20 protein-coding genes are annotated in these 21,719 nt (G+C 54.4%); 4 read left to right on the top strand and 16 right to left on the bottom strand.

From position 1 onward, the window contains the following. From rnhB to rpsB, 15 genes are all read right to left on the bottom strand, one after another. Window positions 1-627, bottom strand: coding sequence for a ribonuclease HII (gene rnhB / locus N5J69_RS20325; RefSeq protein ID WP_279772437.1), 627 nt, complete (start codon window positions 625-627; stop codon window positions 1-3). After that, window positions 620-1,768, bottom strand: coding sequence for a lipid-A-disaccharide synthase (gene lpxB / locus N5J69_RS20320; RefSeq protein ID WP_279772436.1), 1,149 nt, complete (start codon window positions 1,766-1,768; stop codon window positions 620-622). The genes rnhB and lpxB overlap by 8 nt, the downstream gene beginning before the upstream one ends. A 3-nt stretch (window positions 1,769-1,771) precedes the next feature. Next, window positions 1,772-2,560 carry an acyl-ACP--UDP-N-acetylglucosamine O-acyltransferase gene (lpxA, locus tag N5J69_RS20315; protein WP_003852636.1) on the bottom strand — a complete coding sequence of 263 codons (789 nt, stop codon included), beginning with the start codon at window positions 2,558-2,560 and terminating at the stop codon, window positions 1,772-1,774. Between the two features lie 3 nt (window positions 2,561-2,563). Then, window positions 2,564-3,019 (bottom strand): 3-hydroxyacyl-ACP dehydratase FabZ, encoded by a 456-nt coding sequence (gene fabZ / locus N5J69_RS20310; RefSeq protein WP_003852639.1) that lies wholly within the window; start codon window positions 3,017-3,019, stop codon window positions 2,564-2,566. A 152-nt stretch (window positions 3,020-3,171) separates the two neighbouring features. Continuing rightward, window positions 3,172-4,197 carry a UDP-3-O-(3-hydroxymyristoyl)glucosamine N-acyltransferase gene (lpxD, locus tag N5J69_RS20305; RefSeq protein ID WP_013356846.1) on the bottom strand — a complete coding sequence of 342 codons (1,026 nt, stop codon included), beginning with the start codon at window positions 4,195-4,197 and terminating at the stop codon, window positions 3,172-3,174. A gap of 3 nt (window positions 4,198-4,200) precedes the next feature. Continuing rightward, a complete protein-coding gene (gene skp / locus N5J69_RS20300; RefSeq protein WP_003852644.1) occupies window positions 4,201-4,698 on the bottom strand; it encodes a molecular chaperone Skp in 498 nt (165 codons plus the stop codon). A 110-nt stretch (window positions 4,699-4,808) separates the two neighbouring features. Further along, complete coding sequence (gene bamA / locus N5J69_RS20295) at window positions 4,809-7,220, bottom strand: outer membrane protein assembly factor BamA (protein ID WP_279772434.1); 2,412 nt, start codon at window positions 7,218-7,220, stop codon at window positions 4,809-4,811. A gap of 51 nt (window positions 7,221-7,271) precedes the next feature. Continuing rightward, window positions 7,272-8,618 carry a sigma E protease regulator RseP gene (rseP, locus tag N5J69_RS20290; protein WP_279772433.1) on the bottom strand — a complete coding sequence of 449 codons (1,347 nt, stop codon included), beginning with the start codon at window positions 8,616-8,618 and terminating at the stop codon, window positions 7,272-7,274. 12 nt (window positions 8,619-8,630) lie between these two features. Further along, window positions 8,631-9,488, bottom strand: coding sequence for a phosphatidate cytidylyltransferase (cdsA, locus tag N5J69_RS20285; protein ID WP_279772432.1), 858 nt, complete (start codon window positions 9,486-9,488; stop codon window positions 8,631-8,633). A gap of 18 nt (window positions 9,489-9,506) precedes the next feature. Then, complete coding sequence (gene ispU / locus N5J69_RS20280) at window positions 9,507-10,259, bottom strand: (2E,6E)-farnesyl-diphosphate-specific ditrans,polycis-undecaprenyl-diphosphate synthase (RefSeq protein ID WP_009091989.1); 753 nt, start codon at window positions 10,257-10,259, stop codon at window positions 9,507-9,509. A gap of 181 nt (window positions 10,260-10,440) precedes the next feature. Then, window positions 10,441-11,637, bottom strand: coding sequence for a 1-deoxy-D-xylulose-5-phosphate reductoisomerase (gene ispC / locus N5J69_RS20275; protein WP_279772431.1), 1,197 nt, complete (start codon window positions 11,635-11,637; stop codon window positions 10,441-10,443). A gap of 111 nt (window positions 11,638-11,748) precedes the next feature. Further along, a complete protein-coding gene (frr, locus tag N5J69_RS20270; protein WP_279772429.1) occupies window positions 11,749-12,306 on the bottom strand; it encodes a ribosome recycling factor in 558 nt (185 codons plus the stop codon). 143 nt (window positions 12,307-12,449) lie between these two features. After that, window positions 12,450-13,175, bottom strand: coding sequence for a UMP kinase (gene pyrH / locus N5J69_RS20265; RefSeq protein ID WP_013356840.1), 726 nt, complete (start codon window positions 13,173-13,175; stop codon window positions 12,450-12,452). Between the two features lie 157 nt (window positions 13,176-13,332). Beyond that, complete coding sequence (gene tsf / locus N5J69_RS20260) at window positions 13,333-14,184, bottom strand: translation elongation factor Ts (RefSeq protein WP_013356839.1); 852 nt, start codon at window positions 14,182-14,184, stop codon at window positions 13,333-13,335. 181 nt (window positions 14,185-14,365) lie between these two features. Beyond that, window positions 14,366-15,091, bottom strand: a complete 726-nt coding sequence (gene rpsB / locus N5J69_RS20255) for a 30S ribosomal protein S2 (protein ID WP_031375276.1) — start codon at window positions 15,089-15,091, stop codon at window positions 14,366-14,368. A gap of 318 nt (window positions 15,092-15,409) precedes the next feature. On the opposite strand from rpsB, the gene map reads away from it, so the two are divergent. From map to N5J69_RS20235, 4 genes are all read left to right on the top strand, one after another. Then, the gene (map, locus tag N5J69_RS20250; protein WP_279772428.1) at window positions 15,410-16,204 is read left to right on the top strand and encodes a type I methionyl aminopeptidase; all 795 of its coding nucleotides are present in this window, start codon (window positions 15,410-15,412) and stop codon (window positions 16,202-16,204) included. A 66-nt stretch (window positions 16,205-16,270) separates the two neighbouring features. Further along, a complete protein-coding gene (gene glnD, locus N5J69_RS20245) occupies window positions 16,271-18,925 on the top strand; it encodes a bifunctional uridylyltransferase/uridylyl-removing protein GlnD (RefSeq protein ID WP_279772427.1) in 2,655 nt (884 codons plus the stop codon). Window positions 18,926-19,008: 83 nt separating this feature from the next. Beyond that, window positions 19,009-19,833, top strand: coding sequence for a 2,3,4,5-tetrahydropyridine-2,6-dicarboxylate N-succinyltransferase (gene dapD / locus N5J69_RS20240; protein ID WP_279772425.1), 825 nt, complete (start codon window positions 19,009-19,011; stop codon window positions 19,831-19,833). A 224-nt stretch (window positions 19,834-20,057) separates the two neighbouring features. Next, window positions 20,058-20,450, top strand: a complete 393-nt coding sequence (locus N5J69_RS20235; RefSeq protein ID WP_033731626.1) for a DUF3461 family protein — start codon at window positions 20,058-20,060, stop codon at window positions 20,448-20,450. Between the two features lie 60 nt (window positions 20,451-20,510). Here the strand turns inward: N5J69_RS20235 and N5J69_RS20230 are convergent, their stop codons facing one another. Then, complete coding sequence (locus N5J69_RS20230) at window positions 20,511-21,668, bottom strand: CdaR family transcriptional regulator (protein WP_279772424.1); 1,158 nt, start codon at window positions 21,666-21,668, stop codon at window positions 20,511-20,513. Between the last annotated feature and the right edge of the window lie 51 nt (window positions 21,669-21,719).

The following is a 21,719-nucleotide window of genomic DNA, read 5'->3' as shown; positions in this document are numbered from 1 at the left end:
TTAAAGCGTAAGGGTCTGGCGTGCAGCCAGTACTTCAGCATCGAGCAGCGCGTTACGAACGGGCGCAAAACTGCGACGGTGGTGCGGCGTAACGCCATACTGCGTCAGTTTTTCCATGTGCAGCGCCGTCGGATACCCTTTGTGCTGCGCAAAACCATACTCAGGGAACAGCAGATCCAGCTCGGCCATCTCACGATCCCGCGACACTTTGGCGATGATTGATGCCGCACTGATTTCAGCCACCAGGCTATCCCCTTTCACCACCGCCTGCGAAGGCACAGGCAATGCCGGGCAACGGTTACCATCAATCAGCACGTAGTCGGGCTGAATGCTCAGGCCCGCAACGGCGCGCTGCATCGCCAGCATGGTGGCATGCAGAATGTTGAGCTGATCGATCTCTTCCGGCTCTGCGCGTCCCAGATTCCAGGCCAGTGCCTTCTCTTTGATTTCGTCATACAACGCCAGGCGGCGCTTTTCCGACAGTTTCTTCGAGTCAGCCAGGCCGGCAATCGGGTTGGCCGGGTCGAGAATGACTGCGGCTGTGACGACCGCGCCGACCAGCGGACCGCGCCCGACTTCGTCCACACCGGCAATCAGTCTGGCGACAGGATAGATAAAATCAGGCATTCACCAGCTCCAGTACCGCATCCGCCGCCTGTTCATCGGCGTTCCAGCGGATCTGTTGATGTAATTCGTGAAACGTCTGCAGCAGTGTGTCGCGCTCAGGCCCGGTATGCAGTAGCGGATCTAATGCTGCGGCCAGGACGTCAGGCTGACACTCATCCTGCAGTAACTCTTTGACCAGCTCACGCCCTGCCAGCAGGTTTGGCAGCGATACGTAAGGGGTTTTCACCAGCCGTTTTGCCAGCCAGAAAGTGGCTGGCTTCATGCGATAACCGACAACCATCGGACATTTTGCCAGCATGCACTCCAGCGCGGCAGTGCCTGACGCCAGGAGTGCGGCATCGCTCGCAATCATCGCTTCGCGTCCCTGACCATCCAGCAGATGCATCGGCAGTTCAGGGGCGACATCGGCCTTAATCTTCTCAAACTGTTCGCGGCGACGGGGGTTAACCAGCGGCACCACGATTTCCAGCGCTGGATAGTGACGACGCAGTAACCGGGCTGTTTTCAGGAAATCTGCGCTGAGCATCTCCACTTCCGCGCCACGACTGCCGGGCAGCAGGGCCAGACAGAGCGCATCATCCGCAATGCCGAGATGACGCCGCGCAGCCCGTTTATCGGGTTGCAGTGGCATGGCATCTGCCATCGTGTGGCCGATAAAGCGGCAGGGAACGTTATAGCGATCGTAGAACGCTTTTTCAAAGGGCAGGAACGCCAGCACCAGATTGGTGTTACGACCTATCTTAAAGACGCGCTTTTGCCGCCATGCCCACACAGAGGGGCTGACGTAGTGGATCGTACGAATGCCTGTGCGTTTGAGATTGCCTTCCAGCGTGATGTTAAAATCGGGCGCATCAATGCCGACAAAAACATCGGGCCTGAGTTCGGTAAACCGACGGGTAAGGTCGCGGCGGATTGTCAGCAGACGTCGCAGGCGACCCAGCACCTCGACAATGCCCATGACCGCCAGCTCTTCCATCTCATACCAGGCTTCACACCCTTCTTCCTGCATTAATGGCCCCGCCACGCCGACAAAGCGTGCATCAGGATGGCGGGCTTTCAGGGCACGAATCAGACCTGCACCAAGAATATCGCCGGAGGTTTCTCCGGCGACCAGGGCAATCGTTAAAGGACGCGCTGACATGGATTAACGAATTAATCCACGGGTTGAACGGGTGAAGAAGTCGTAGAACGGCTGCACTTCGCTGTGCTGCTGTGCGATGGCTTCAATCTCCGGCTTGACTTCTTCCAGCGTTCTGCCGCTGCGATAGAGCAACTTGTAGGCGTTGCGAATCGCATGCAACGACTCTTTGCTGAAGCCACGACGCTTAAGACCTTCGATGTTGATCCCGAACGGTGTCGCGTGGTTGCCCTGCGCAATAACGTAAGGCGGCACATCCTGCGCCACGCCGGAACAACCACCCACCATCACATGAGCACCGATGATGCACCACTGATGCACCGCTGTCATTCCGCCAATGATAGCGAAATCATCGACCGTCACGTGACCACCCAGGGTGGCGTTGTTAGCGAAGATACAGCGGTTGCCAATTACGCAGTCATGCGCAATGTGGACATTCACCATCAGCAGATTATCGCTTCCCACCGTGGTGACATGGCCACCCTGAGTGGTGCCGCGATGAATCGTCACGCTTTCACGGATACGGTTGCGATCGCCGATCTCAACCCGTGTTGGCTCACCGGCATATTTCAGATCCTGATTCACTTCACCAATTGAGGCGAACTGATAGATCTGATTATCTTTACCGATACGTGTGTGGCCGTTCACCACAACGTGTGACTTCAGTACCGTTCCTTCGCCGATTTCAACATTCGCGCCAATAAAGCAAAACGGGCCAATGTGAACGCGGGCGCCAATGATAGCGCCCTCTTCGATGACAGAACTGGGATGGATAGTGGCGGTTGGATCAATCACGAATTATGCCTCCCGGCTGCGGGCACACATCATGGTCGCTTCACAGACGATTTTACCGTCAACGGTCGCCACGCCTTTAAAGCGGGTCAGACCACGGCGGGTTTTCTCGAAAGTGACTTCCATGATCATTTGGTCACCTGGTACCACAGGGCGCTTGAAACGGGCACTGTCGATACCGGCAAAGTAATAGAGTTCACCTGGTTCCAGTTTACCTACGCTTTTAAACGCCAGAATGCCGGTGGCCTGCGCCATCGCTTCCAGGATCAGAACGCCAGGAAAAATCGGTTTACCAGGGAAATGCCCCTGGAAAAACGGTTCATTAACAGAAACGTTCTTCACTGCACGCAGGTATTTGTGCTCTTCAAATTCCAGCACACGGTCTACCAGCAGAAACGGATAGCGGTGCGGCAGCAGCTCTAAAATCTCTTCAATTTTCAGAGTATGAGTTTCAGTAGTCAAAATACTCTTCCTGTCCTAAAAATCTGATGACATCAATAACACGGCCTGCACAGATCAAAATGATCTTCCGCAGGCCGCAAATAGGTTCTGTGGCGCCGGGCTTCCCTGCTTAACATTTTTATTATGAAAGCCGGTCAGTTTTGGGATGGCGGTTAGTCGTCTTTGCCGACCTTGCGCTCGATGGCTTTTAAGCGTTTGCTCATGTCATCGATGTTCATCACCAGCGCTGCAGTTTTGCGCCAGGTTTTGTTGGGTTGCAGCGGAATGCCTGACGAATAGACACCAGGCTCTGTGATAGGACGCATGACCATACCCATACCGGTCACCGTTACTTTGTCACAGATTTCCATATGGCCGTTAATGACGCTGGCACCGCCAATCATACAGTAACGCCCAATTTTCAAACTACCCGCCATGATCACACCGCCTGCAACCGCAGTATTGTCACCAATAACTACGTTGTGAGCGATCTGGCACTGGTTGTCTATGATAACACCATTGCCGATCAGAGTGTTATCAAGCGCACCGCGATCGATGGTGGTGCAGGCACCTATTTCAACGCGATCGCCGATAATTACCGCGCCTAACTGCGGGATTTTCACCCAGTTACCGCGATCGTTGGCATAGCCGAAACCATCAGAACCGATCACGGTCCCTGACTGAATCAGACAATCCTGGCCGATTTCAATCTCGTGATAAACAGAGACGTTGGCCCAGAGACGGGTTCCGCTGCCGATACGGGTTTTTTTACCCACAAAGCATCCCGCACCAATGACCACGTTATCACCCAGCTCAACGTCCGCCTCGATCACCGCATTGGCACCAATGGCAACGTTATTGCCAAGTCGGGCTGAGGGATCGATGACCGCACTGGGGGCGATATTCTGCGCCGGCTGTGGCGTGGTATCGAGTATTTGTGCCATACGTGCATAGGTCAGGTAGGGATTTTTCACTACCAGTGCTGCCGTCTTGCACCATTCCAGATCCGCTTCCGTCAGCACCACGGCTGAGGCCTTTATCAGGGCGAGTTGCTCGCGGTAACGGCTGTTTGCAAGAAAAGTGATTTGGCCAGTTGTGGCGGATTGCATAGAAGCAATGCCGGAGATGACGATATCGCCATCTCCGTGCAATTCTGCATCCAACTGCTGGGCTAAATCAGCCAGTCGAATAGATGACATGAATTATTTAACCTGTTTCAGCACGTCAGCAGTGATGTCTTTTGCGTTTGATGCATAAGCCACCGCGTTAGCGTCGATCACGACGTCGTAACCATCGCTGTCAGCGACTTTCTTCACGGCATCCTGAATACGGCTCAGCAGCTTGTTACGCTCTTCCATCTGACGACGGCGATTATCCTGCTCAAACGCCTGCGCTTTTGAAGAGAAAGCTTCACGCTGAGACATGACATCTTTTTCCATACGGCTGCGTTCGCTGGCCTTCATGGTAGAACCGTCACGCTGCAGACGCTGCATTTTGGTCTGCAGATCGCGTTCCTGGCTCTGCAATTCAGTTGCACGGCCTTTGAACTCGTTTTCCAGCTGTTTAGCAACAGTCGCACGTTGCGGTAACTGTTGGAAAATGCTGGACACGTTTACCACTGCAATTTTGTCAGCAGCCTGAACACCAGCGGAGACCGCTAAAGCAAGACCCAGACCTGCGGCACACAACAACTTTTTCACTATAAACTCCTTACCATCAACGTTTGTGTCAGCGACACAGTGTTTGCCCCGGAACAGCAACAGGTGCTGTCCGGCAGCAATACTTCAGCTATGCATCCCTGCTCAGAACATTACCAGGTTTTACCAATGTTAAACTGGAACTGCTCTGACTTATCTCCATCAACTTTCTTGACCGGCTGGGCGTACGAGAACACCAGCGGGCCAAGTGGTGACATCCACTGCAGCGCAACACCGCTGGATACGCGGATATTGTTTGGATCGCTGTAGTCAGGAATGCCCGCAGCACGTGTTTCAGCGGTATTTTCCCAATGGGTATCCCACGCAGTACCGGCATCGACAAACACCGAGGTACGCACCGAGTTAGCATACTTCTCGCTCAGGAACGGCGTTGGCGTAATCAGCTCAAGGCTGGCAATCGCCATGGCGTTACCGCCCACCGCATCGTCAGACTTACAGACGCCATTAGGATCGGCGATTCGGCAGTTCGACGAGTTGTTGTTGTAGTAGGCCGCTTTCGGTCCAATGGTGTTGGACTGGAAGCCACGCACGGTGCTTGAACCACCCGCATAGAAGTTCTCGTAGAACGGCATCTCTTTGCCGCCGAGACCATCGCCATAACCCACACGACCACGGCCCAGCAGCACCCAGGTACGATCCTGGTTAATCGGCACATATTGCTGGGTATCCAGCGTAGCCTTATAGAAGCTGTTATCTGAACCTGGAATCGTTACCTTACCGTTCAGGTTGGTACGGTTACCCGATGTCGGGAAGAAACCACGGTCCAGCGTGTTGTAAGTCCAGCCGTAGTTAAAGGTGAAGTCATCTGCTGAGAAGTCGCCTTCATCATTAAGCTGCTGCGGCTTACCGACTGAGTCCAGATAACGCCACATTGCCACCTGCGGCTGCATGTTCGACAGGTCATTATGGACGTAGCCCAGACCGACACGCAGGGTGTTGTTTTCGTTAACCGGGAAGCCAAGCGTGCCATCCAGACCATAACTTCTGTTGGTATAGTCAGAAAGGTCCGCATTGTCCGCTTTAAAGTCGTTGTAGAACAGACGCCCACCCAGACTCACACCATCAACGGTGAAGTAAGGGTCAGTCAGCGAGAATTCAGCATAGGTCTGGTAATCGTTTTTGGTCCCGCTGATGCCCACGGTATTACCGGTGCCCAGCCAGTTATCCTGCGTTACCCCAACCTGGAAGCTCACGCCACTTTCTGTGCCGTAGCCGACGCCAAAGTTAAAGGTACCGGTGTTACGCTCTTTAACTTTGTAGACCACGTCAACCTGGTCTGATGAACCTGGCACACGCTGCGTATCCACATCAACGGTTTCAAAGTAACCGGTGCGGTTCAGACGCTCTTTGCCCTGTTCAACCAGATCGCTGCCCAGCCACGCGCCTTCCATCTGACGCATTTCGCGACGTAGCACCGAGTCTTTTGACGTGTCATTCCCTTCAAAACGGACATTACGCACGTAGTAGCGGTTACCCGCATCCACGTTGATATGCAGTTTTACGGTTTTATCGGCGTCGTTGATTTCAGGCTGCGTGGCGACGCGCGGATAGGCGTAGCCATAGCGGCCCAGCAGCTTCTTGATGTCATCTTCCATTTTCGTCACTTTGGCGCCGTTATAAAGCTCGCCTGACGGGATTTTGGTCAGATGTTCAATTTCTGCTGAGTGGCCAGCCATGCTGCCATTGACGATCACGCCCGCAATTTTGTACTGGTCACCTTCGGTGATGTTCACCGTGATGTAGATGCCTTTTTTATCTGGCGTCAGGCTGACCTGGGTGGAATCGATGTTGAATCGAGCATAACCCCGATCCAGATAGAAGCTGCGCAGGGTTTCGAGGTCACCCGCCAGTTTCTGCTTCTGATATTTACGATCGCCAACCACGTTCCACCATGGCACTTCATCGCGCAGCTGGAAGCGGGAAATCAGTTCATCGGAGCTGAAAGCTTTGTTACCGACGATGTTGATCTGCTGAATTTTGGCAGAAACACCTTCAGTAAAGACCAGCTTCAGATCAACACGGTTACGCGGCAGTGGCGTGACCACGGCTTTCACGTTAGCGGTATATTTACCTACGCTGTAGTAGAAGTCTTCAAGTCCCTTCTCAATAGAAGAGATGGTAGTACGGTCCAGCGCTTCGCCGACACGGACACCGGAAGCTTCCAGATTTTGTTTGAGCTGATCCTCTTTCACCGCTTTGTTACCGGTGAAGGTAATGCTGGCAATGGTAGGACGTTCTTTGACCTGGACAATCAGCGTTGTACCGTCTCGCAGGACCTGAACATCCTCAAAGTTGCCAGTAGCGAACAGCGAGCGAATGGTATTTCTGACATCATCGTCATTCACCGTATCGCCAACCCGTACTGGCATGCTCAGCAGAGCCGCGCCGACGGCGACTCGCTGCAGCCCTTCGAAATGAATATCCTTCACCACGAAATCGTCTGCACCGTAAACGGTGGCGCTGCTAAACAGCAGCGACGCTATGAGCAACTTTTTCATCGCCATCGTTGTTATGCGTTTTCCTAACACATCCCTCGAATGTTCGCGTTCCAGCGGTTACAAACGTGAGAAATCATTGAAAAGTGCAAGCCCCATTAACAGCACCAGCAAAATTGAGCCGATGCGATAACTAAAGTCCTGAACTCGCTCGGACACCGGTCCACCTTTGATCTTTTCGATCGCCAGGAAGAGCAAGTGCCCACCATCTAAAACCGGTAAAGGGAACAGGTTGATGATGCCCAGGTTGACGCTAATCAACGCCAGGAACATCAGGTAGTAAATCAACCCATACTCTGCTGACAACCCTGCACCCTGCGCAATCGAAATTGGCCCGCTCAGGTTGTTCAGCTTCACATCACCGGTTATTAACTTGCCCAGCATGGACACGGTAAGCTTCATCAGCTGCCAGGTTTTAACACTGGCCTCACCGATAGCCGCAAACGCGCCATACTGCCTTACCGTCTTGTACTCTTCTGGCAGCGGAACAATGCGCGGAATCACACCCGCAAAGCCCGCTGTAGTGCCCGCTTTCGCTTCTGGCGTCATCGTCAGCGCAATTGATTCACCGCCGCGATCCACCTCAAGCGCCATGCTTTTACCGGGATTGTCCCGGACCTGCGTAACAAACGTCTGCCACTGCGATAATGGCTGACCATCGACTTTAACGATCCTGTCGCCTGCTTGCAAACCGGCTTCACTGGCTGGCGAATTCGCCTGGACTTCTGCCAGCGTGGTCTCAATTTGCGGACCGCGAGGCTGAATGCCTAACGCGACGACCGGATCCTGCTTATCAGGCTCAAACTGCCAGTTACGCAAATCCAGCTGCTTCTGCTGAGTCGCGTCCTCGCCAAATCGAGCCACGGTCAGCGTGGTGCTGCTGTCGCCGATTTTACCCACCAGCGCCATACGCACAGCATCCCAGTCAGGCGTTTCGATACCGTCAACAGCCTTAAGTTCCATGCCGGGCGCAATTTGCGCTTCTGAAGCCACTGAACCGTTTAAAATTTCACCGATTACCGGGCGTACACCGGGTACGCCGTGAATAAACACAACCCAGTAGGCGAAGATGGCAAAAAGGAAGTTCGCGACAGGACCTGCCGCGATGATAGAGGCGCGTTGCCAGACCGCTTTGTTGTTGAAAGCCTGGTGACGCAGCTCGGCTGGCACGCTTTCGACGCGTTCGTCGAGCATTTTAACGTAGCCACCAAGGGGAATAAGCGCGATGACAAATTCCGTACCGTGGCGATCGCGACGCTGCCAGAGCGACTTACCAAACCCGATGGAAAAACGCTCAACTTTGACGCCACAGCGACGAGCGACCCAGAAATGGCCAAACTCATGAACGGTAATCAACACGCCCAGCGCAACGATAAAGGCGAAGAAACTCCAGATTATGCTCAACATCTTTGCCTGTCCTTAAAGGGTGCGGAATACCAGCAGCAACAAACAGGCAAACACCGGCACCGCCGCAGTCAGACTATCAATGCGATCAAGAATGCCGCCATGACCCGGGATCAGATTGCCACTGTCTTTGATGCCCGCTTCACGTTTAAACATGCTTTCAGTGAGGTCGCCCAGGACGGAGGCCAGCGTCGCAATAATCGCGCAAATCACCAGTGTACCGGTGGAGACCGTCAGCGGAGCCAGCGTGGCAAACAGGAGCGCAATCAGCGCCGAGGAGACCAGCCCACCCAGGAAGCCTTCCCAGGTTTTACCCGGAGAGACCCTGGGTGCCAGCTTGTGCTTGCCGAACAGCTTGCCAAACATGTAGGCACCGGAATCCGCCCCCCACACCAGTAACATGACAAACAGCAGCCACCAGGCACCAGCGAAGTGGTCAGTGTCATAGTGATACTGGCGCAGCGCCACCATGCCCCAGAAAAAAGGCACCAGCGTTAAGACGCCAAAGAGTAAGCGAAGCGGGCGTGAATGACGCCAGAAGGCCGCGGAGGCGGGATAGGAAAGTACCAGCAGCAATGCAACGACCCACCACACCAGCGACGCCCAAAGCGATGTCGCGACCTGTGGCAGATGCACATCATGCTGATAAGGTGGCAGTGTAAACTGCATCAGGGCCAGCAGCAGACCACAAAGTACAGCCAGCCAGACGCGCTGTTGCCGGGATGCCATCCCTGCAAGCTGTCCCCACTCCCAGGCGGCCAGCATACAGATAACGATGGTTGTAAGGGCAAAACCCACAGGTGGTAACCAGAACAGTGCAGCTATTACCAACGGAATTAATATCAACGCGGTAATCAGACGAGACTTCAGCAAAGGTTACCCCCAGATTGCTCAGGCGCCGCCTGGTGCAGCGCCGCCAAAACGACGCTCCCGCAGAGAGAATGCATTCAGTGCACCTTCAAAAACGTGTTCATCGAAATCCGGCCAGAGCACATCGGTAAAATAGAATTCAGCATAGGCAATCTGCCACAGCAGGAAGTTGCTAATCCGATGCTCTCCCCCGGTCCTTATCACTAAATCCACTGGCGCCAGCTCCTGCATGCAGAGCTGCGACGTCAGGCTCTCTTCGGTAATCTGGTCAGGTCGCAGTAATCCTTCCTGAACCTGTTCAGCCAGTTTTTTCACGCCTTCGATAATATCCCAACGGCCGCCATAGTTGGCAGCAATGTTGAGCGTCAGGCCACTATTATTTGCGGTCAGCGTCTCAGAACGGCGAATACGTTCCTGAATACGCGGGCTGAAACGGCTGGTATCGCCAATGACGCGTAAGCGAACATTGTGTTTATGCAGGCTCTTAACTTCGCTGTCGAGCGCCCAGACAAACAGTTCCATTAACGCGGTGACTTCCTGCGCCGGACGACTCCAGTTTTCACTGCTGAAGGCGTAAAGCGTCAGGGCTTCAAGATTGTTGCTGACCGCAAAGCTGACGGCACGGCGCACCGATTTAACGCCCGCTTTGTGGCCTGAAATACGCAATTTTCCCTGATTTTTGGCCCAGCGACCGTTGCCATCCATGATGATAGCGACGTGGCGCGGACCGTTTCCCTGCTGGTCATCAGTGTTGTTGTGATTGTTAGACGACATAACGCTTAACCAATTCCTTTCATCAGAAATGCTGTGGTTTCTGAATACATTGCGCCCGATTCAAATCCCGACACACTCTCAGTGCCGGGCCACACCGAATTCGGTGACAGACCGTGAAACGCGAGCCAGCGACTATACCATTTTCACCTGAAGCGAACAAATGGCCTCATAACGATCGGCTTCACGACGTGAAGCGCGGCAACTTTTCTGTCGCCAGCGCGCGTGCGGCACGATCGATTTCAAGGACAGCGTCCACCGAATCCGGCTCCGGACACACTTGTGCCGCCATCACCGCACTATTCAGTGCTGCGATGTCGGTGAAGCGGATCTGGTGATTCAGGAAAGCCGCGACGGCAACCTCGTTGGCTGCATTCAGCGTGGTGGTCGCCGCCTGCCCTGCCTCACAGGCATCAATGGCCAGCTTCAGACAGGGATAGCGACTAAAATCAGGTTCTGCAAAGCTCAGCGCCGACATGCGGGTAAAATCCAGCGGCGTCACGCCTGCTTGAATGCGCGAAGGCCAGGCCATGCTATGGGCAATGGGCGTGCGCATATCGGGAGAACCTAACTGAGCCAGCACGCTGCCATCGCAGTATCGCACCATGGAGTGAATCACCGACTGTGGGTGAAGGATCACTTCCATCTGCGCTGCGCTGGCATTAAACAGCCAACGGGCTTCAATGTACTCAAGACCTTTATTCATCATGGTGGCCGAATCGACAGAGATTTTTCTCCCCATCGACCAGTTCGGATGTGCACAGGCCTGATCCGGCGACATGGCGCTGAGATCCGCTAAATCTGTGTCACGAAAAGGACCACCCGATCCCGTAAGGATAATCGACTCAATGCCATTATCCCGCAGGTCAGCGTAACCTAACTGATGCTGGATGGTAGCCGGTAAACTCTGAAAAATGGCGTTATGCTCGCTGTCGACCGGTAGTAACTGAGCGTTATGATGACGCACCGCCTCCATAAACAAACGGCCGCAGGTGACAAGCGATTCTTTGTTGGCGAGCAGCACCGTTTTCCCGGCACGAATGGCTGCCAGCGTTGGCAGCAAACCTGACGCCCCCACAATGGCCGCCATCACCTGATCCACCTCATCCAGCGCGGCCAGCTCGCAGGCTGCCTGAACGCCGGAGAGCACGTCAGTTTTCACCCTGATTGCTCTCAGTCGCTCACGCAGCGCAGCGGCAGATGTCTCGTCTGCCATGCAGGCGTAGCGTGGCGCAAAGGCCGCACACTGTTCGGCCATCAGCGCCACATTGTGCCCGGCAACCAGCGCCGTAATCTGATAAAGCTCCGGGTTGGCGCGAACCACCGCCAGCGTGCTGGTGCCGATGGAGCCGGTGGATCCCAGCAGAGTTAATCGCTTCATGAGGCTATCCGTGTGAAGTCAGCGTGCCCATAGGCACAATGTAAAACGCCGCCAGATGTCGCATTCATACGAATACCTCTCTGTACGGCGTTTTGTGCGGCGGTGATGGAATCAGAAATCCATCAGCTCCGTCTCTTTTTCTGACAGTGCAGCATCAACTTTCTTGATGTACGCATCGGTCATTTTTTGCACTTCATCCTGCGCACGACGTTCGTCGTCTTCGCTGATTTCTTTATCTTTCAGCAGCGCTTTGATTTTATCGTTGGCATCGCGACGGACATTACGTACCGACACACGGCCCTGCTCGGCTTCGCCGCGCACGATTTTAATCAGATCTTTACGACGCTCTTCTGTCAGCGCTGGCAGCGGAACACGGATGTCAGTACCGGCTGAACTTGGGTTCAGACCGAGATCGGACTTCATGATCGCTTTTTCGACTGCCTGACTCAGTGAACGATCAAACACGTTGATTTTCAGCGTGCGCGAATCTTCCACAGTGACAGAAGCCAGCTGACGCAGTGGCGTCGGCGTGCCGTAATATTCGACGACGATGCCGTCGAGCAGCGTAGGTGACGCACGACCGGTGCGCACTTTGCTGATGGTAGTTTTGAATGCTTCAACGCATTTTTCCATGCGCGTATCAGCATCTTTTTTGATGTCGTTAATCACGTTGAAACCCTTGGATTCGGTTTGACCTGGCCAGTTCCGGCGTAACCGGAAGCGGGATCGATAATCATCGATAATCCTGACTGGTGCGCGATGCATTCTCATCGCGCTGACAGAATATACCTTATTTTATCTCGCCTCGGGTATTAATGCGTAATCAGGGTGCCTTCTTTTTCACCCATCACTACGCGACGCAGTGCGCCAGGTTTATTCATGTTGAAAACACGGATAGGTAATTTGTGGTCACGCGCCAGGGTAAAGGCCGCCAGATCCATCACTTTCAGCTCTTTATCCAGCACTTCAGCATAGGTCAGTTGATCATACAGCGTCGCGTCCGGGCTTTTCACCGGATCGGCAGAGTAGACGCCGTCAACTTTGGTCGCTTTCAGCACCACGTCCGCTTCAATCTCAATGCCGCGCAGACACGCCGCAGAGTCGGTGGTAAAGAACGGGTTGCCGGTACCGGCGGAGAAGATCACCACGCGGTTGTTACGCAGCAGGCTGATGGCTTCTGCCCAGCTGTAGTTGTCACAGACGCCATTCAGTGGAATCGCTGACATCAGGCGTGCATTCACATAGGCGCGGTGCAGTGCATCACGCATCGCCAGGCCGTTCATCACGGTGGCCAGCATACCCATGTGGTCACCTACGACGCGGTTCATGCCTGCCTGCTGCAGGCTCGCGCCGCGGAACAGGTTCCCTCCGCCAATCACCACGCCAACCTGGATGCCCAGCTCAACCAGCTCTTTAACCTCTTGTGCCATGCGGTCAAGCACACTCGCGTCGATACCAAAACCTTCAGCGCCTTGCAGAGCTTCGCCGCTGAGTTTAAGCAGGATACGTTGATAAACAGGTTTTGCGTTGGTCGCCATGGTCAGTTCTTCCTGGAAGATTGGGTGTAAAGGAGAAGTAAATTCTGATCGATCATCCGCTTACCGCAAAGAAAATGCTATTGGGATGAAACTGAAAACGTGTCTGTTGCGATTCACAGACAAAAAAGAACCGCCATCTGGCGGTTCTTTCAGAGCATTAAGACTGCTTGGACATTGCTGCAACTTCTGCAGCGAAGTCAGACTCAACTTTCTCGATGCCTTCACCCACTTCGAAGCGGATGAAGTTGATCACGTCAGCGCCCTGCTCTTTCAGAGCCTGGCCAACGGTTTTGCTTGGGTCGATAACGAAAGCCTGACCGGTCAGAGAGACTTCGCCGGTGAATTTCTTCATACGGCCTTCAACCATCTTCTCTGCGATCTCTTTAGGCTTGCCAGACTGCATCGCGATGTCCAGCTGAACCTGGTACTCTTTATCAACTACGTCAGCAGAAACGTCTTCTGGCTTAACGAATTCAGGCTTGCTCGCTGCAACGTGCATAGCGATCTGTTTGATCAGATCTTCGTTAGCGCCTTTCGCTGAAACCAGAACGCCGATACGTGCACCGTGCAGGTAGCTGCCCAGCTCTGCGCCTTCCAGGATTGCAACGCGGCGAATATTGATGTTCTCACCGATTTTAGCAACCAGTGCAACGCGCTCTTCTTCGAACTGCGCTTTCAGAACTTCAACGTCGGTAACGCGATCAGCTGCAGCCGCATCCAGAACTTTGTCTGCGAACGCCTGGAAACCGCCATCTTTTGCTACGAAGTCAGTCTGGCAGTTAACTTCCAGAATCACACCGTAGTCGCCAACGATTTTGGTTTTGATTACGCCATCAGCAGCAACGTTGCCTGCTTTTTTCGCTGCTTTGATTGCGCCAGATTTACGCATGTTCTCAATCGCCAGCTCAATGTCGCCGTTCGCTTCAGTCAGCGCTTTTTTGCAATCCATCATGCCAGCGCCAGTACGCTCGCGCAGTTCTTTTACCAATGCAGCGGTAATGTCAGCCATTCCAGAATCCTCGGTTCGTGCCTGTGTACATGTGCACCAGCAGACACTTATTTGCGGAAAATTTACTCTGTCCCGCCGTCCGTTTGGGGGCGTAACAGACTTAGATAAAATAAAGGGGCCACTATAGGCCCCTTACAGATCACATCTGAATGCTAAGGGCTCTTATGCAGAGCAAACCTTATTAAGCGTTTTCTAAAGACGCTTCTTCAGCTTGCTCAGCCAGGTCCTGAGAGCGGCCTTCACGAACGGTAGTCGCAACGGCAGTCAGGTACAGGTTTACAGCACGGATCGCATCGTCGTTACCTGGGATAACGAAATCAACGCCATCTGGATCTGAGTTGGTATCAACGATAGCAAATACCGGGATACCCAGGTTGTTTGCTTCTTTGATTGCGATGTGTTCGTGGTCAGCATCAACAACAAACAGCGCGTCTGGCAGACCGCCCATGTCTTTGATACCGCCCAGGCTGTTTTCCAGCTTGGCCAGCTCACGCGCACGCATCAGCGCTTCTTTTTTGGTCAGTTTGTCGAAAGTACCATCCTGAGACTGAGTCTCCAGATCTTTCAGACGTTTGATTGACTGACGCACGGTTTTCCAGTTGGTCAGCATGCCACCCAACCAGCGGTGGTTTACGAAGAACTGGTCGCAGCTCAGTGCAGACTCTTTTACCGCTTCAGCAGCAGCGCGCTTAGTTCCTACGATCAGGATCTTACCTTTACGGGAAGCGATCTTGTTCAGTTCAGCCAGAGCTTCGTTGAACATAGGAACAGTTTTTTCCAGGTTGATGATGTGAACCTTGTTACGAGCACCAAAGATGAATGGCTTCATTTTTGGGTTCCAGTAACGGGTCTGGTGACCGAAGTGAACACCAGCCTGGAGCATGTCGCGCATGGAAACAGTTGCCATGATAAAACCTCTAAAGTTTGATTGGGGTTGGGCCTCCATGTATCCCATACGACCGACCTCTTTCAAGGCACCCCGGCGTATGTGTCGATACATGTGTGTTTTATTACACATAATGAGAGTTATGCGTTTCCTGCTGACCGAAACGGCCATACAGAGAATCGTCGGCGCGCTTTATACCACAACCAGCCCGGTGACGCCAATAAATGATCGCTGACAGAGGCCAGCGCGTTCTCTATTTGGCAGCCCATTTGCTGGCTGCTAACATGACAGCACAGAACTTATTATTGTCGAATTTTTCGACAACTGCGGATTAATTTAATGTCAATTTCAATTAAAACCCCTGAAGAAATCGAAAAAATGCGCGTCGCGGGCCGCCTGGCCGCTGAAGTGCTGGAGATGATCGAACCCTATGTTAAACCGGGTGTGACCACCGGTGAACTGGACCGCATCTGCCACGAGCACATTACCCAAAAACAACAGGCGGTCTCTGCCTGTCTCGGCTATCACGGCTTTCCGAAGTCGGTCTGCATCTCCGTGAACGAAGTGGTGTGCCACGGTATTCCCAGCGACGATCGCCCGTTAAAAGATGGTGATGTCGTCAATATTGATGTCACCGTGATTAAAGATGAGTACCACGGCGATACCTCAAAGATGTTTATCGTCGGCAAGCCGACCATTCAGGGCGAGCGCCTGTGCCGCGTCACGCAGGAGAGCCTCTATCTTTCCCTGCGTCTGATTAAGCCCGGCATCCGCCTGCGCGAACTGGGCCGGGCTATTCAGAAATATGTTGAAGCGAACGACTTCTCTGTTGTCCGTGAATATTGCGGTCACGGCATCGGCAAGGGCTTCCACGAAGAGCCGCAGGTGCTGCATTATGACGCCGATGACAGCGGCGTTGTCCTTCAGGCAGGCATGACGTTCACGGTTGAACCGATGGTGAATGCCGGGGATTACCGCATCCGCACGATGAAAGATGGCTGGACGGTAAAAACCAAAGATCGCAGCTTGTCCGCGCAGTATGAGCATACTATTGTGGTGACGGAAAACGGCTGTGAGATTTTGACCCTGCGCAAAGACGATACGCTGCCTGCTGTGCTCGTCGCCGAAGGGTGATTCCCCCAATACAGATCAAGCCGGCGCTGAGCCGGCTTTTTTTTGGCTAAAAAAGAGAAGAGCTGCATGAGCGTGAGTCTGTCGGAAGATGTGAAAAACGGTCTGGTCGATTCACCCGCCGAATGGGGTGACGACCAGCTAACCCGCGACATTCTGAAGCTGCGGCTGGAGCAGTTTCAGCAACATCTGGCTGCCGCATTTGATGCCGGTGAAGCGGTTGAGCCGCTGATTGATGCCCGGACACTGTTTATCGATCGGCTGCTGCGTCGCCTGTGGCGCTTCTTTGGCTTTGATGCGATGCCGGCAATCGCGCTGGTCGCGGTGGGTGGCTATGGCCGGGCCGAACTGCATCCACTCTCTGACATTGATGTCCTGATCCTCAGCCGCCAGCCGCTGGATGAACAGGCGGCACAGCGCACCAGCGATCTGCTGACGCTGATGTGGGACCTCAAGCTGGAAGTGGGCCACAGCGTCCGTACGCTGGAAGAGTGTCTGCTGGAAGGCCTGTCCGACCTCACGGTTGCCACCAATCTTATCGAGTCGCGGATGCTGACCGGCGACGTAGCACTGTTTCTGGAACTGCAGAAAAACATCTTCAGCGACGGTTTCTGGCCCTCATCCACCTTCTTTGCCGCCAAAATTGAAGAGCAGCAGGAGCGCCACAAGCGTTACCACGGCACCAGCTATAACCTTGAGCCGGACATTAAAAGCAGCCCCGGTGGCCTGCGCGACATCCATACGCTGCAGTGGGTCGCGCGACGCCATTTTGGGGCCACTACGCTGGATGAGATGGTCGGCTTTGGTTTTCTCACCGACGCAGAGCGCAGCGAACTTAATGAATGCCAGGCGTTTCTCTGGCGCATCCGCTTTGCGCTGCATCTCTCTCTGCCCCGCTACGATAACCGCCTGCTGTTCGACCGTCAGCTTAGCGTGGCACAACGCCTGAATTACCAGGGCGAGGGTAATGAGCCGGTCGAACGGATGATGAAAGATTTTTATCGGGTCACGCGGCGTATTGGCGAACTGAATCAGATGCTGCTGCAGCTGTTTGATGAGGCGATTCTGGCGCTCTCCACCAGCGAGAAACCCAGAGCGGTTGATGACGATTTCCAGTTGCGGGGTAATTTGATCGACCTGCGGGACGAAACCCTGTTCACGCGCGAACCGCAGGCCATTCTGCGCATGTTCTATGTCATGGTGCGTAACGACAGCATCAAAGGGATTTACTCCACTACCCTGCGTCATCTGCGCCATGCCCGTCGTCATCTTAAACAGCCGCTGTGTCAGATCCCGGAAGCACGCCGCACCTTTATGTCGATTCTGCGCCATCCCGGAGCGGTCAGCCGCGCGCTGGTGCCCATGCATCGTCACAGCGTGTTATGGGCTTACACGCCGCTGTGGGGGCATATCGTCGGGCAGATGCAGTTTGATCTGTTCCACGCTTACACGGTGGATGAGCACACTATCCGGGTATTGCAGAAGCTGGAGAGCTTTGCCAATGAAACAACCCGTCCGCAGCATCCGCTGTGCGTAGAGCTGTGGCCGCGTCTGCCGCAGCAGGAGTTGTTGCTGATGGCCGCCCTGTTGCACGACATTGCCAAAGGGCGCGGCGGCGATCACTCTATTCTCGGCGCGCAGGATGCACTCGATTTTGCGGAGATGCACGGCCTGAACTCCCGTGAAACTCAGCTGGTGGCCTGGCTGGTTCGTCATCATCTGCTGATGTCGGTCACGGCCCAGCGGCGCGATATTCAGGACCCGACGGTGATCCAGCAGTTCGCCGAAGTGATGCAGAATGAGAACCGGTTACGCTATCTGGTTTGCCTGACCGTCGCAGATATCTGCGCCACCAACGAAAGTCTCTGGAACAGCTGGAAGCAGAGCCTGTTACGCGAGCTCTTTTTCGCCACCGAGAAGCAGCTGCGACGCGGCATGGAAAACAGCCCGGATCTGCGTGAGCGGGTGCGTCATCATCGGCTGCAGGCACTGGCGCTGCTGCGGATGGACAACATTGATGAAGAACGCCTGCATCAGATCTGGAATCGCTGCCGCGCTGATTATTTCCTGCGCCATACCCCGAATCAGATCGCCTGGCATGCCCGCCACTTGCTGGTTCACGATCTGAAGAAACCGCTGGTGCTGGTCAGCCCACAGGCCACGCGTGGCGGGACCGAAATTTTTATCTGGAGTCCCGATCGCCCGCATCTGTTTGCTGCCGTTGCCGGAGAACTCGATCGCCGCAATCTCAGCGTCCACGACGCGCAAATCTTCACCAGCCGGGACGGCATGGCGATGGATACCTTTATTGTGCTGGAGCCGGATGGCAGCCCGCTGTCGCCGGATCGCCATCCGATGATCATTCAGGCGCTGGAGCAGGCGATTACCCAGTCTGACTGGGTGCCGCCGCGCACCCGCCGTCCGTCAGCCAAACTCCGGCATTTCAGCGTAGAGACTGAGGTCAATTTCCTGCCGACGCATACCGATCGTCGCAGCTACCTTGAACTGGTGGCGCTGGATCAGCCTGGCCTGCTGGCGCGGGTGGGGGAAGTCTTTGCCGATCTCGGTGTCTCACTGCACGGCGCACGCATCAGTACGATCGGCGAGCGGGTCGAAGATTTGTTTATTCTCGCCAACAGTGAACGTCAGGCGCTGGACGAAGAAATGCGTAAAGCGTTGCAACAACGGTTGACAGAGGCCCTTAATCCAAACGATAAAGTGTGACCAGACTCGATTTGTAAACATTAATCTCTTTACTTGTGTCGGGTTATTGCCCGGCATCGCACATGACAGATCAGGAAAAAAATATGCAACAGTTACAGAGCGTTATTGAATCCGCCTTCGAACGTCGCGCTGACATTACACCCGCCAGCGTTGACAGCGAAACCCGTGATGCCATCAACCAGGTTATCTCCCTGCTGGACAGCGGTGAACTGCGCGTTTCTGAGAAGATCGACGGCGAGTGGGTAACGCATCAGTGGCTGAAGAAAGCAGTACTGCTCTCTTTCCGCATCAATGACAATCAGGTCATGGAAGGTTCAGAAACCCGCTTTTACGACAAAGTTCCGATGAAGTTTGCCGGCTGGGATGAAGCGCGTTTCAAAGAAGCGGGCTTCCGCGTTGTGCCCCCTGCGGCTGTGCGTCAGGGTGCCTATATCGCCCGCAATACGGTGCTGATGCCGTCTTACGTCAACATCGGTGCTTTCGTAGATGAAGGCACCATGGTGGATACCTGGGCGACCGTCGGCTCCTGTGCGCAGATTGGTAAAAACGTTCACCTTTCTGGCGGCGTGGGTATCGGTGGTGTACTGGAGCCGCTGCAGGCAAATCCGACCATTATCGAAGACAACTGCTTCATTGGCGCACGCTCTGAAATCGTTGAAGGCGTGATTGTTGAAGAAGGCTCCGTGATCTCAATGGGCGTGTATATCGGTCAGAGCACCAAAATTTATGACCGTGAAACGGGCGAAGTACACTATGGCCGTGTGCCTGCCGGTTCCGTGGTGGTATCGGGTAACCTGCCGTCCAAAGATGGCAGCTATAGCCTTTACTGTGCCGTGATCGTTAAGAAAGTGGATGCGAAAACGCTGAGCAAAACAGGCATTAACGAACTGCTGCGTACCATCGACTGAGTCACCTGACGGGCTGGAAACCAGCCCGTCATCTTTTCTTTACAGCCTTCATCAAATAACATGCTTCGCGCCGCGAATTAACTGGTGCGTTTAGTTTTCATCCAGGTCATAATCCGCGCCAGTTAAATCCTGTCGCGCAATGTTCATCCCGCTTATTTATGTCTACAGTTGACGGACGTCATGAACAAGTCTGCGCGCTTCTCACTTTTGATGGAAACAACGCTATGTATGACAATCTGAAAAGCTTAGGTATCAGTAACCCGGATGACATTGACCGCTACAGCCTGCGTCAGGAAGCCAATAACGACATTCTGAAGATCTACTTCCGCAAAGATAAAGGCGAGTTTTTCGCGAAAAGCGTTAAATTCAAATATCCGCGCCAGCGCAAAACCGTCGTTGCCGATCATGCAACGCAGGGCTACAAAGAAGTTCAGGAAATCAGCCCGAATCTGCGTTATGTCATCGATGAACTGGACCAGATTTGCCAGCGCGATCAGGTTGAAGTGGATCTGAAACGCAAAATTCTGGATGACCTGCGTCATCTGGAAAGCGTGGTCGCCCACAAGATCTCAGAAATTGAATCGGACCTGGAAAAATTAACCCGTAACAGCCGTTAATTGCCAACCCGACCCGAAAGGCCAGCTCTGCTGGCCTTTTTTATGCCCTGAATCTGCCCCCTACCCCTGCTCATCCAGCTGCAAAGCGACGTAAAGCAACAGCCTGTCGTCAAAATGACCAAGATTCAGCCCGGTCAGTTCCGAGATCCGGTTCAGCCGGTACTCCAGCGTATTACGGTGAATGAACAGCGCACGCGCGGTGGCGCTCGGCTGGACGTTATGGGTGAACCAGGCGATAAGCGTGCGGCGCAGCAAGCCGTTGTTATCCATGCTTTTGAGCTTCGCCAGGGGCCGGGCGAGCTCATTGGCCTGCCAGCCGCCGCGAAGGCTGTCGAGCAGCACCGGCAGCACCAGATCCTGATAAAAATAGCTGCGCACGTCGGGCATACGCTGCTTGCCCACCATCATCGTGGTGCGCGCCGTCCGGTAAGAGCGTGCGATGCTGCCGGGTCCGGTAAAGAAGTTGCCCAGCGCGATGCGCATCCGCAAATGGCCGCTTTCTTTCATCCGCTGCAGTAGCTGCCCGACGCGGCGGCGATGATCTTCCTGATCGTAACGTCCGTGCCCGTTCAGGGCCGGTTTCAGCACCACCATTTCCGTCAGAGACACGATAGCGATCAGATTATCGCGCTCCGGCGTGGTCAGCAGTGTCTGCAGCTGCTGTAGCTCCGACATCGCGCTGTCGACGCCAAGCTGACCGCTATCCACTTCCACCACGGCCACCACACGTGGCTGATTGAGATCGATGCCGAGCCGCTGTGCCCATTCGGTCAGCTGGGGCGACAGGGTATCGCTGCGGATGAGGTTCAGCACCAGCTCTTCACGCAGACGGCTATCCTGCGCCAGCATATGCAACAGCCGCGCCTGCTCCAGCATCATCTCTGCGGTCATGCAGACCAGTTCGCCATAGTGCCGCAGCGTCAGCGGCTCGCCTGTCAGGCCAATGACCCCAACGATGTCACCATCGATGCGCAGCGGCAGGTTAATGCCGGGCCGCACGCCATGAAGATGTTTAGCCACCGCTTCGTCGATGTCGACTACGCGCCCCTGTGAAAGCACCAGCAGCGCACCTTCGTGCAACTCCCCAATGCGTTCCCGGTCACCGCTGCCGATAATGCGGCCCCGCGCATCCATCACGTTGACATTGCTGTCAATAATTTTCATGGTGCGCGCCACGATATCCTGAGCCAGCCGGGCATCAAGGTGATAGGTAGCCATCCATTACTCCTGAAAAAGAGGGGGGAGAAACAGAATACGTAAGCACCGCAC

It is taken from the genome of Pantoea sp. GD03673 (assembly GCF_029844725.1).
Taxonomy (GTDB): Bacteria; Pseudomonadota; Gammaproteobacteria; order Enterobacterales; family Enterobacteriaceae; genus Pantoea.
Note: the sequence above shows the minus strand (reverse complement) of the source record. Positions and strands in the feature narration are given on the sequence as shown.